The sequence below is a fragment of the Cellulomonas biazotea genome, from assembly GCF_004306155.1.
GTDB classification, from domain to species: Bacteria; Actinomycetota; Actinomycetes; order Actinomycetales; family Cellulomonadaceae; genus Cellulomonas; species Cellulomonas biazotea.
This window is the reverse complement of sequence record NZ_BIMR01000095.1, coordinates 1-11,150: the sequence shown is the minus strand read 5'-3', so window position 1 is coordinate 11,150 and position 11,150 is coordinate 1. Positions and strand designations below refer to the sequence as shown.

The 11,150-nt window shown below is 72.1% G+C and carries 10 protein-coding genes and 1 pseudogene; 1 reads left to right on the top strand and 10 read right to left on the bottom strand.

Annotated elements, in window-relative coordinates:
• Positions 1-209, bottom strand: a pseudogene (locus tag CBZ_RS07845) (hypothetical protein); the annotation flags it as partial.
• A gap of 151 nt (positions 210-360) precedes the next feature.
• Between CBZ_RS07845 and CBZ_RS07840 the strand changes: the two are divergent.
• On the top strand, positions 361-1,425 hold the full coding sequence (locus CBZ_RS07840; RefSeq protein WP_130781019.1) for an ATP-dependent DNA ligase: 1,065 nt from the start codon (positions 361-363) through the stop codon (positions 1,423-1,425).
• 18 nt (positions 1,426-1,443) lie between these two features.
• Here the strand turns inward: CBZ_RS07840 and CBZ_RS07835 are convergent, their stop codons facing one another.
• From CBZ_RS07835 to mmsA, 9 genes are all read right to left on the bottom strand, one after another.
• Complete coding sequence (locus CBZ_RS07835; protein ID WP_130781018.1) at positions 1,444-2,211, bottom strand: esterase/lipase family protein; 768 nt, start codon at positions 2,209-2,211, stop codon at positions 1,444-1,446.
• Positions 2,212-2,448: 237 nt separating this feature from the next.
• On the bottom strand, positions 2,449-2,919 hold the full coding sequence (gene smpB, locus CBZ_RS07830) for an SsrA-binding protein SmpB (RefSeq protein WP_130781017.1): 471 nt from the start codon (positions 2,917-2,919) through the stop codon (positions 2,449-2,451).
• 148 nt (positions 2,920-3,067) lie between these two features.
• The gene (locus tag CBZ_RS07825; RefSeq protein ID WP_130781016.1) at positions 3,068-4,366 is read right to left on the bottom strand and encodes a peptidoglycan DD-metalloendopeptidase family protein; all 1,299 of its coding nucleotides are present in this window, start codon (positions 4,364-4,366) and stop codon (positions 3,068-3,070) included.
• A gap of 2 nt (positions 4,367-4,368) precedes the next feature.
• The gene (gene ftsX / locus CBZ_RS07820; protein WP_130781015.1) at positions 4,369-5,283 is read right to left on the bottom strand and encodes a permease-like cell division protein FtsX; all 915 of its coding nucleotides are present in this window, start codon (positions 5,281-5,283) and stop codon (positions 4,369-4,371) included.
• Positions 5,284-5,293: 10 nt separating this feature from the next.
• Entirely contained in the window at positions 5,294-5,983 is a 690-nt protein-coding gene (ftsE, locus tag CBZ_RS07815; protein ID WP_130781014.1) for a cell division ATP-binding protein FtsE, read from the bottom strand.
• A gap of 193 nt (positions 5,984-6,176) precedes the next feature.
• Positions 6,177-6,953 carry an ATP-binding cassette domain-containing protein gene (locus CBZ_RS07810; RefSeq protein ID WP_130781013.1) on the bottom strand — a complete coding sequence of 259 codons (777 nt, stop codon included), beginning with the start codon at positions 6,951-6,953 and terminating at the stop codon, positions 6,177-6,179.
• A gap of 79 nt (positions 6,954-7,032) precedes the next feature.
• Positions 7,033-8,268, bottom strand: a complete 1,236-nt coding sequence (locus CBZ_RS07805; protein WP_130781012.1) for an ROK family transcriptional regulator — start codon at positions 8,266-8,268, stop codon at positions 7,033-7,035.
• A gap of 39 nt (positions 8,269-8,307) precedes the next feature.
• Positions 8,308-9,540: a multiple monosaccharide ABC transporter permease gene (gene mmsB / locus CBZ_RS07800; protein WP_130781011.1), complete on the bottom strand. Its 1,233-nt coding sequence runs from the start codon at positions 9,538-9,540 to the stop codon at positions 8,308-8,310.
• On the bottom strand, positions 9,537-11,084 hold the full coding sequence (mmsA, locus tag CBZ_RS07795; RefSeq protein ID WP_130781010.1) for a multiple monosaccharide ABC transporter ATP-binding protein: 1,548 nt from the start codon (positions 11,082-11,084) through the stop codon (positions 9,537-9,539). The genes mmsB and mmsA overlap by 4 nt, the downstream gene beginning before the upstream one ends.
• Positions 11,085-11,150: the final 66 nt, after the last annotated feature.

Here is an 11,150-nt window from a genome sequence, read left to right as displayed (position 1 = left end):
GCCCCGCGCCGCACGGTCAGGGGGCGCTTCGGGGCCTTCGCGACCGGCGGTGCCGCGGCGTCGGCCTCGGACCGGAACGGGCCGAAGCTCGCACCGGGCGGGTAGGCCGCGGCGCCCGGCGTCGCCGCCTCGGGCGCGGCGTGCGCCGGGGGCGTCGCGCGCTGCGGCTCGTCGGCGCCGGTCGCGGGGGTGGGGGTGTTCTCGTCCATCGTGCTTCTCCTCGGCTCGCGCCTGGTCTCGTCGTCGAGGACCACACAACGCGCCGATCCCGGACGGCCACTGGACCCGACCCGTGCGCCACCTGTGAACAGCGGAGCCGCTCCGCAGGTGGCCGTGGGTGGGTTCGAGCAGGATGGGCTCATGCGCCTGCCCGTGATGCCGCCCGTCGCGCCGATGCTCGCGAAGTCCGTCCCGACGATCCCCGACGTCGGGCACGTCGAGCCCAAGTGGGACGGGTTCCGCACGATCGTGTTCCGCGACGGCGACGAGGTGGAGCTCGGCAGCCGCAACGAGAAGCCGATGACGCGCTACTTCCCGGAGGTCGTCGAGGCGATCAAGGCGAACACCCCCGAGCGGTGCGTGCTCGACGGGGAGATCGTCGTCGTGTCGGGCGACCGGCTGGACTTCGACGCGCTGCAGCAGCGCATCCACCCCGCGGCGAGCCGCGTGAAACTGCTGAGCGGCACGACCCCGGCGAGCTTCGTGGCGTTCGACCTGCTGGCGCTGGGCGACGACGACCTCACGCAGCGGCCGTTCCGGGAGCGCCGCGCGGCCCTCGTCGAGGCCCTCGCGGACGCGCGCGACCCGGTGTTCGTCACGCCGGCGACGGGCGACCTCGCCGAGGCGCAGGACTGGTTCACGCGGTTCGAGGGCGCGGGGCTCGACGGGGTCGTCGCGAAGCCGCTCGACGGCACCTACCAGCCGGACAAGCGGGCGATGTTCAAGATCAAGCACGAGCGGACCGCGGACTGCGTCGTCGCGGGGTTCCGCTGGCACAAGTCCGGCGACGTCGTGGGGTCGCTGCTGCTCGGCCTGTACGACGCGGACGGCGACCTGCAGCACGTGGGCGTCAGCGCGTCCTTCGCGATGGCCCGTCGCAAGACCCTGCTCGACGACCTCGCGCCGTACCGGGACGTCGACCTGGCCGACCACCCGTGGGGCCGCTGGGCGGAGGCCGAGGCGCACGCGGGCAACCGGCTGCCGGGCGCGGTGAGCCGGTGGAACGCGACGAAGGACCTGTCGTTCGTGCCGTTGCGCCCGGAGCTCGTCGTCGAGGTCGCGTACGACCACATGGAGGGCGACCGCTTCCGGCACACGGCCCAGTTCCGGCGCTGGCGCGAGGACCGTGACCCGCGGTCGTGCACCTACGAGCAGCTCGAGCAGCCCGTGACGTTCGACCTCGCGGAGATCTTCGGCCCTCGCTGACCCGTCCCCCGCGAGCCGTCAGCGCAGCCGGCGGACCGCGTCGAGCACGACGTCGGGCAGCCGCGGGTCGGCAAGGACGCGGAAGTGGCCCGGGGTGTCGAGCTCGACGTTCCCCGCCCCCGCGAGCACGCTGCCCTCGGGGACGTGCGGGTCCCAGCGGGAGAAGACGGACACGATGCGGTCGTCCACGTCGACGACGCGCCCGAGCCCCACGATGTCGGGGTGGTCGGGCCGGAAGATCCGCAGGGACCGCAGCGGCAGCAGCCGCGCGAGCCGTGACCCGGCGAACGGGGTCGCGACGGCGACCACGCCGCGGACGCGCGGGCCGGCGTCCGGGTGCGACAGCAGCAGCTTGCCGACGAGCCCGCCCTTGCTGTGCGCGACGACGACGACGTCCCGCAGGTCCCGTTCGGCGAGCAGCTCGGCGACGACCCGCACCGCCTCGGGGAGGTCCTGCACGTGGTAGCCGAGGCCGGGCACGACGTGCACCGCGTGGCCCGCGGCGAAGAGGTGGTCCGCGAGCGGCTGCAGGAAGGGCCACGGCTCCATCACGCCGGGCACGAGGACGACGTCGGGCGCGCGCGGGACGGGCGGGTCGCGGTACCGGTCCGGGTCGCCGGGCGCCACGACGCCGCGCACCTGGTGCCACCCGGCGTACACGTAGTCGGCGACCCGCCACCAGGTGCGCCGTGCCGTGGTCCCCGGTGCGGGACCGCGCGCGGGCACTGCACGTCCTGCCGGCCCCGCGTCGTCCTGCGGCTGCGCTGCGGCGGCGTCGCTGGTCATGTCCCGATCGTCGCGGTCGGCACGGCCGCACGCACGGCGAGTCGTGGTGCGGGCGGGCGGGTCGCGCTCACCCCCGCCACGGCACGCGCCGACGTGGCGAGTGTCGGCGGCCGGTGGCGGGAGCGGCGCTGGTCGAGGGGGCGCTCGACGGCCGGTCCGCACCAGCGTCCCCCCGCCGGGGGCGCCCCGCATCCGCTGCGGGACGCGGCACGTGCCCGCAGGGCCGCGGGACGACCCTCAGCGGTCGCGCAGGTCCCGCATGGCCCGCTGGGCCTCCATGTTGTCCTGCCGCTCCCGCAGAGCCTGGCGCTTGTCCCAGTCCTTCTTGCCCCGTGCGAGGGCGATCTCGACCTTGGCGCGCCCGTCGAGGAAGTACAGCGCGAGGGGCACGATCGTCTGGCCCTTCTCCCGCGTCTTCGCCTCGAGGCGGTCGATCTCCTCGCGGTGCAGCAGGAGCTTGCGCTTGCGGCGCGGGGCGTGGTTGGTCCAGGTGCCCTGCGAGTACTCGGGGATGTGGACGCCGTGCAGGTAGGCCTCGCTGCCCTCGATCTCGCACCACCCGTCGACGAGCGACGCGCGGCCCGCACGCAGCGCCTTGACCTCGGTGCCGGTGAGGACGACGCCGGCCTCGAACACGTCCTCGATGACGTAGTCGTGCCGGGCCTTGCGGTTCGCGGCCACGAGCTTGCGCCCTGTCTCCTTGGCCACGTCCCGGCCTCCGTCCCTCGCGCACAGGGCGGTTCCCGGTGCTCAGCAGTGCCGCAGCAGCCTACCTGGCGCCCCTGCGACGGCCACGTCCATTACGCCACCGGCGCACCCCGACGCCCCTCGGGGGACCGACCGGGCGCCGAGCCCGTCACATCCCGAGCAGGGGCCGCGGGTTGGTCGTGGCGCCGTTGACGTACACCTCGAAGTGCAGGTGGCAGGCCGCGGAGGTTCCGGTGTTGCCGGCGTACCCGATGAGCTGGCCGCGCTCGACCTGCTGCCCGGTCGACACCGCGAACGACGTCATGTGGTTGTAGGACGCGGACACCGCGTTGCCGTTGACGAACCCGCTGTCGATCATCACCTGGTTGCCGAACCCGTACCGGGACTTGGCCCACGTGACGGTGCCGGCACGGCCCGCGTAGAGCTTGGTGTTGCAGTAGGTGCGCAGGTCGATGCCGGCGTGCAGGCGGACGTACCCGAGGGTCGGGTGCAGGCGCATGCCGTACTCGGACGTCACGTACATCGGGTTGGTGCTGGTCGGGTTGCCGAACAGCGCGTTGCCGATCGGGCCGGGCGCGGGTGCGGGCTTGCCGGCGGCGGCGTCGCGCGCGCGCTGGGCGGCGATCGCGGCCTGCAGCTCGTTCTCGATGGCCTTCGCCTCGGCGTCCATCGCGGCGAGCGACGCGGCGAGGGTCGCCTTCTGCGACTCGAGCGACGCCTGCTGCGTCTGCTGCTCGGCGACCAGCGCGTCGAGGGCCTGCTTGGCCTCGGTGGCGGCGACGCGAGCCGCGTCCGCCTCGACGACCTTCTGGTCCGCCTCGGCCTTGAGCTCGCCGATGCGGTCCTCGACGGCGTCGAGCCGGGCCTGCGCGTTGCGGTTGCTGGCCTCGGCGGCCTTGAGCGCGTCGAGCACCTGCGCCTGGGTGCGCAGCGCGGTCGACACCAGGCCGTACTTCTGCACGAAGTCCTCGGTGGACTCGGCGTCGAGGATCACGCTGACGCCCGACACCTCGCCGCCGCCCCGGTACGCCTCGCGGGCCATCTGGCCGATCGCGGCGCGCATCTTCGCGGCCTGCTCGGTGTCCTGCTGGATCGTCGCGGACAGCGTGACCTGCTGCTCCTGCGCGTCGACGAGGCGGGCGGCGATGATCGCGGCCTCGCGCTGCGCCTTCTCGAGCGCGGCCTTCGCCTCGTCGAGCTTCGACTGCGCCGCGGGGATCTGGGACTGCAGGTCGAGCAGCCGCGCGGCCGTCGCCTGCAGGTTCAGGTCGAGGCCCTCCATCGCGGCCTCGGCGTCGGACTGCGCCTTCTCGTTCGCGGCGGCCTTCTGCTCGGCGGCCTTGCGGCGGTCGTCGATCTCGTCGGCCGCGGCGGGGGCGGCGACGGCGATCCCGAGCAGCAGGCAGCCGGCGGCCAGCAGGGCGGGCAGGCGCAGTCGTCGGGCCACGGTCACACCTTCGTGTAGCGGCTGAGGGTCACGAGCGACGAGATCGCCGCGAGCAGGATCGCGACGGCGACCAGCGCGGGCGCGACCGTGAGGACGTCGGCGGTCGAGACGTACGGGATCCACCCGACGGACGCCCCGAGCCAGTCCGTGACGAGGTACTCGACCCCCAGCCACAGGCCGCCCACGGCGAGCAGCGCGCCGACGGTCGCGGCGATGGCCCCCTCGAGCATGAACGGCAGCTGGATGAAGATCGTGGACGCGCCGACGAGCTTCATGATCCCCGTCTCGCGGCGGCGGCTCAGCGCCGACAGCCGGATGGTCGTCGTGATGAGCAGGACCGCGGCGAGCAGCATGACCGCGGCGAGGCCACCGGCCAGCAGCGTCGCCCGGTTGAGGACGAGGAACAGCTTGTCGAACAGCCGGCGCTGGTCCTGGACCTCCTCGACGCCCGGCCGGCCGGACACGACGTCGGCGACGACCTCGTACTTCTGCGGGTCGGTCAGCTTGATCCGGTAGGACGAGTTCATGTCGTCGACCGTCGCGGCCGACGCCCAGAACTGGTCGGCGAACTGCTCCTGGAACGAGGCGAACGCCTGCTCCTTCGTCTCCTCGTACACGTGCTCGACGAACGGCCCGATCTCCGGGGAGTCGAGCGCGGCGCGGATGTCGGCGCGCTGCTCGTCGCTGACCTCTCCCCCGGCGCACGTCGGCTCGGACGAGTTCTGCGGGCACAGGAAGACGGAGACCTCGACCTTGTCGTACCAGTCGTCCTTCATCTTGCCGATCTGCAGCTGCAGCAGCGCCGCGGAGCCGACGAACGTGAGCGAGACGAAGGTGACGAGGACGACGGACACCGTCATCGACAGGTTGCGGCGAAGACCCTGGCCGATCTCGGAGAGGATGAACTGCAGTCGCACGTCGCCCCCCTCAGCGGTCCGAGCCGTAGACGCCGCGCGACTGGTCGCGCACCATCTGGCCGGTCGAGAGCTCGATGACGCGCTTGCGCATCTGGTCGACGATCTCGTCGTCGTGCGTCGCCATGACGACGGTCGTGCCGGTCCGGTTGATGCGGTCGAGCAGGCGCATGATCCCCAGGGAGGTCGTCGGGTCGAGGTTCCCCGTGGGCTCGTCGCAGAGCAGGATGCTGGGCCGGTTGACGAACGCGCGCGCGATCGCGACGCGCTGCTGCTCACCGCCCGACAGCTCGTGCGGGCGGCGCTTCTCCTTGCCGGCGAGGCCGACCATCTCGAGCACGTCGGGGACGGTCGTGAGGATGTGGTGCCGCGGCTTGCCGATGACCTGGAGCGCGAACGCGACGTTCTCGAACACGGTCTTGTTGGGCAGCAGGCGGAAGTCCTGGAACACCGCGCCGATCTGGCGGCGCAGGTGCGGCACGCGCCACGACGACAGCGTGCCGAGCTCCTTGCCGGCGACGAAGACCCGCCCGGCGGACGCCCGCTCCTCGCGCAGCACGAGCCGCAGGAAGGTGGACTTGCCGGACCCCGACGCACCGACGAGGAAGAGGAACTCGCCCCGCTCGACGTCCAGGGAGACGCGGTCCAGCGCGGGCCTGGCGCCGCGCGCGTAGACCTTGGTGACGTTCTCGAATCGGATCACGACATCGGGCGGCCAGGTTCGGGGACGGGTCTGCTGCAGGGCTGGCCTCGTCGAGCGTAGGCAGCGGGACGGGACCTCCCCCGCCGTGACACGCCGCGCGCGACCTGTGAGTTCGTCGCCCGGGCCGACGGCCCCCGGCAGGACCGGGACGAAGGTCGCGAACCGGGCCGCACTCTCGTGCGGGCGTGCGCGCTCAGCGCAGCAGCATCGACAGCGGCCCCTCGGCCACCTCGGCCCGCGTCGCCCCGGTGATCGCGGCCAGGACCGCCTCCTGGCTGACGTGGGCGGCGTCGAACATGCCGTTGTTGCGGCCGTGGCGCAGCACGACGATGCGGTCGGACACCGCGCGCACGTCCGTCATGTTGTGGGAGATCAGCACGACGCCCAGGCCGAGGTCGCGCAGCCGCTCGATGTGCACGAGCACCTCCGCGGTCTGGGCGACGGACAGCGCCGCGGTCGGCTCGTCGAGGACGACGATCCGCGGGCTGCCGATGAGGGTGCGCGCGATCGCGACGGACTGGCGCTGCCCCTTCGACAGCGACGACAGCGGCGAGCGGACCGACGGGATGCGGCTGTTGAGGTCCCGCAGGACCTGCCGGGCCATGCGCTCCATCGTGCCGTCGTCGCGGGCGGCGCCGGCACGGAGCTCACGGCCGAGGAAGAGGTTGGACGTGACGTCGAGGTTCTCGCACAGCGCGAGGTCCTGGAACACGGTGGCGATGCCCAGTGCCCGTGCCGCGGTCGGCGTCGGGATGGTCACCTGCTCGCCGTCGATCGCGATGAGCCCGGCATCGGGTGCGAGGACGCCGGAGATCATGCGGGCGAGGGTCGACTTGCCGGCGCCGTTGTCGCCGACCAGCGCGACGACCTCGTGCGCGTGCACGTCGAGGTCGACGTCCACGAGGGCCTCGACCGCGCTGAACCGCTTGGTGATGCCTCGCATCGAGAGCAGGGGGACGTCGCTGCTCATGGTGTTCACCTGCTCCCCGTCGGGCACGTGATACGTGCAGTGAATGGCGCTGACGCCCCCACGTCAACAGTTCCGGCCGTCATGCGAGCCCCGTCGCCCGCGTCGCCGACTCCAGCTCGTCGGGGCCGTCGTCGTCGTCGGCCCCGACCCGCAACGGTACGTCGGTCGACTGCAGCGCGAGCACGAGCGCGCCGACGACCTCGGCCCGCCCGCCGAACGACGCGCCCACGACGTCGAGCGGGGCGAACTGGTTGCGCAGCACGCTGAGCCGCACGGCCTCGCGCAGCGGCCGCAGCAGCACCTCGCCGGTGTCGGCGAGCTCCCCGCCGACGACGATCACCTGCGGGTCGACCGCGACGCCGAGACCGGCGACGACCGCGCCGACCGCGGCGCCGACGTCCGCGACGGCCTGCGCGCAGCGCTGGTCCCCGTCGTTGGTCCGCTGGACGACGTCGCGCAGCGCGAGCACGCCGTGGCTGTCGCGCAGCCGGCCGAGCAGCGCGGTCGCGCCGACGACGGTGTCGAGGCAGCCGGTGTTGCCGCACCGGCACGGCTCCCCCGGGAACGCGACGCGCACGTGCCCGATCTCCCCGGCGGTGCCCCCGACGCCGCGGTGCACCTGGCCGCCGATGACGATGCCGGCGCCCACGCCGTAGGAGACGCGCACGAACACGGAGTCGCCGTACTCGCGCGCGGCGCCGAGGGTCGACTCCGCGATCGCCCCGAGGTTCGCGTCGTTGTCGACGTACACGGGACGGCCCAGCCGCTTCGACAGGACCTGGCCGACGTGCACCTCGTCCCAGCCGGGCATGATCCCGGCGACCGACACCATGCCGGTCGACGCGTCGACCGGGGCGGGCAGGCCGACCCCGAGGCCGACGACGTCCTCGAGCGTCGCACCGACGCGTTCGAGGAGGTCGACGACGAGCAGGGCGACGCGGTCGAGGCTCGTGTCGACGCGGTGGCCCGACGGCAGCGGGAGGGTCTGCTCGGCGATGACCTCGTGCGTGAAGTCGCCGAGGACGACGCGCAGGTGCCGGTGCCCGACCTGGACGCCGACCGCGAGACCCACGCGGCGGGCGAGCGTGACCATCTGGGCACGCCGCCCGCTGCGCGTGGTCGTGGCGATGTCGACGACGCCCGCGGCGAGCAGCTCACGGACGATCGTCGACACCGTGGCCTGCGACAGGCCGGTCGCGGTGGCGAGCTCGACCTGCGTGAGCCCGCCGTACCGCTTGACCGTCTCGACGACCAGGCTGCGGTTGGCCTCGCGCAGGGACGACTGCGAGCCGGCTGCCGCTGCTCGCCTGCTCACGGGGCCAGAACCTACCGCGCCGTCGGGACGGTCAGGCCGCTACTGCGTCCCGGCACGCCGCTTGTTGATGAGGTCGAAGGCCACCGCGAGCAGGAGCACGAGGCCCTTGATCGCCATCTGCCACGACGGGTCGACGGACATGATCGACAGGCCCATGTTGAGCACGCCCATGATGAGCGCGCCGACGATGGCCCCGGAGATCCGGCCGATGCCGCCCGTGACGGCCGCGCCACCGATGAAGCAGGCGGCGATGGCGTCGAGCTCGAAGTTCTGGCCCGCCGCCGCGATGGCCGCACCGGCACGGGCCGTCGTCACGATGGCCGCGGCGCCTGCGAGGACGCCCATGTTGACGAAGATCCAGAAGTCGACGCGCTTGGTGTCGACACCGGACAGGCCGGCCGCGAGGCGGTTGCCGCCGATGGCGTAGATGTGCCGGCCGAACACCGTGCGCCCCATGAGGAACGTGTACGCGACGACGAGGACGCCGACGATGACGAGGACGATCGGGGTGCCACCGGCCGAGAACGACAGGATGACGGTGAGGATCCCGATGCCGACGGCGACGAGCGCGAGCTTCGCGACGAAGATGCCGACCGGCTCGACGTACAGCTCGTGCTTGCGCAGCGACGCGCGGGCCCGCAGCTGGGAGAACACGATCGCGGCGATCGCGAGGACCCCGATGACGAGCGTGACGACGTCCATGTTGTTGGCGAAGCCGAGGAAGTTGGGCAGCGACCCCTTGGAGATCGCGATGAACTGCGACGGCAGGCCCGCGACGGTCTCGCCGACGATGACCAGCGCGAGCCCGCGGAACACGAGCATGCCGGCCAGCGTCACGATGAACGCGGGGATCCCGACGTAGGCGACCCAGTACCCCTGCCAGGCGCCGACGAGGCCGCCGACCGCGAGGCCGATGAGGATCGCGACGACCCACGGCACGTCGAAGTCACGCATCGACACGGCCACGATGCCGCCGACGAAGGCCACGACCGATCCGACGGACAGGTCGATGTGGCCGGCGACGATCACCATGACCATGCCGATCGCCAGGATCATGACGTACGCGTTCTGCTGGAACAGCGCGGCGACGTTGTTGGCGAGCAGCAGCTTGCCGTCGGTGAGCACCTGGAACAGCAGGACGATCACGACGAGCGCGCCGAAGATCCCGTACTGGCGTGCGTTCCCGCCGAGGCCCTGCATGCGCTGCGACAGCGGCACGCGCGGCTGCGACCCCGGAGGGGCCGACGGCGCGAGGTTGGTGTCCGTGGTCATCGTGCGGTCACGTCCTTCTCCATCGTCATGAACTGCATGAGGCGCTCCTGGGTGGCGTCCTCGCGGGCGACCTCGCCCGTGACGCGGCCCTGGCTGAGCGCGTAGATGCGGTCGCAGATCCCGATCAGCTCCGGCAGCTCGGACGAGATGACGATGACGCCCTTCCCCGCGTCCGCGAGCCGGTTGATGATCCCGTAGATCTCGTACTTGGCGCCCACGTCGATGCCGCGCGTGGGCTCGTCGAGGATGAGCACGTCCGGATCCGCGTAGATCCACTTGCTCAGCACGACCTTCTGCTGGTTGCCGCCGGACAGCTTGCCGACGAGCGCCGACACCGTGGGCGTCTTGATGTTGAGCTCGCGCCGGTACCGCTCGGCGATCTTCTCCTCCTCGGTCCGGTCCACCACGCCCCACCGCGCGACCTTGCCGAGCGCGGAGGCGGAGATGTTGTGCTGGATCGTGTCGATGAGGTTGAGGCCGAACCGCTTACGGTCCTCGGTGGCGTACGCGATGCCGTGCCGGATGGCGGCGCCGACGCTCTTGAGCTCGATCTCCTTGCCGTCCTTGAAGACGCGACCGCTGACGCGCGCGCCGTAGGACCGGCCGAACAGGCTCATCGCGAGCTCGGTCCGACCGGCACCCATGAGGCCCGCGACGCCGACGATCTCGCCGCGGCGCACGTGCAGGCTGGCGCTGTCGACGACCTTGCGGCTCTGGTCGATGGGGTGGTGGACGGTCCACTCCTCGACGCGCAGGACCTCGTCGCCGACGTTCGGCGTGTGGTCCGGGAAGCGGTTGTCGAGCGAGCGCCCGACCATGCCGCGGATGATGCGCTCCTCGCTGACCTGCTCCGCGCCGCGCATCTCGAGCGTCTCGATGGTGCGGCCGTCGCGGATGATCGTCGTGGTGTCGGCGATCGCCTCGATCTCGTTGAGCTTGTGGCTGATGATGATCGAGGTGATGCCGTGCTCGCGCAGGCCGTCGATGAGGCCGAGCAGGTGGGCGCTGTCCTCGTCGTTGAGCGCCGCGGTGGGCTCGTCGAGGATGAGCAGCTTGACCTCCTTGGAGAGCGCCTTGGCGATCTCCACGAGCTGCTGCTTGCCGACGCCGATGTCGACGATCTTGGTGTCGGGCCGCTCGGTCAGGCCCACGCGGGCGAGGAGCTTGGCGGCCTCGGAGTTCGTCCGGTTCCAGTCGACGACGCCCCGCTCGGCCTGCTCGTTGCCGAGGAAGATGTTCTCGGCGATCGACAGGAACGGGCTGAGCGCGAGCTCCTGGTGGATGATCACGACGCCCCGGTGCTCGGAGTCGCGGATGTTCTTGAACTCGACGACCTCGCCGTCGAGCACGATGTCGCCCTCGTAGGTGCCGTGCGGGTACACGCCCGAGAGCACCTTCATGAGCGTCGACTTGCCGGCGCCGTTCTCGCCGCAGATCGCGTGCACCTCGCCGCGGCGGACGGAGAGGTTCACGTCCGCCAGCGCGATGACGCCGGGGAACTTCTTGGTGATGCCGCGCATCTCGAGGATGTGGTCGGTGGTCATGTGCCCTCGCATGTGTGACGTCCGTACGGCCGGGCGGACCGCCGGCGCACGCAGGGGTGCGCCGGC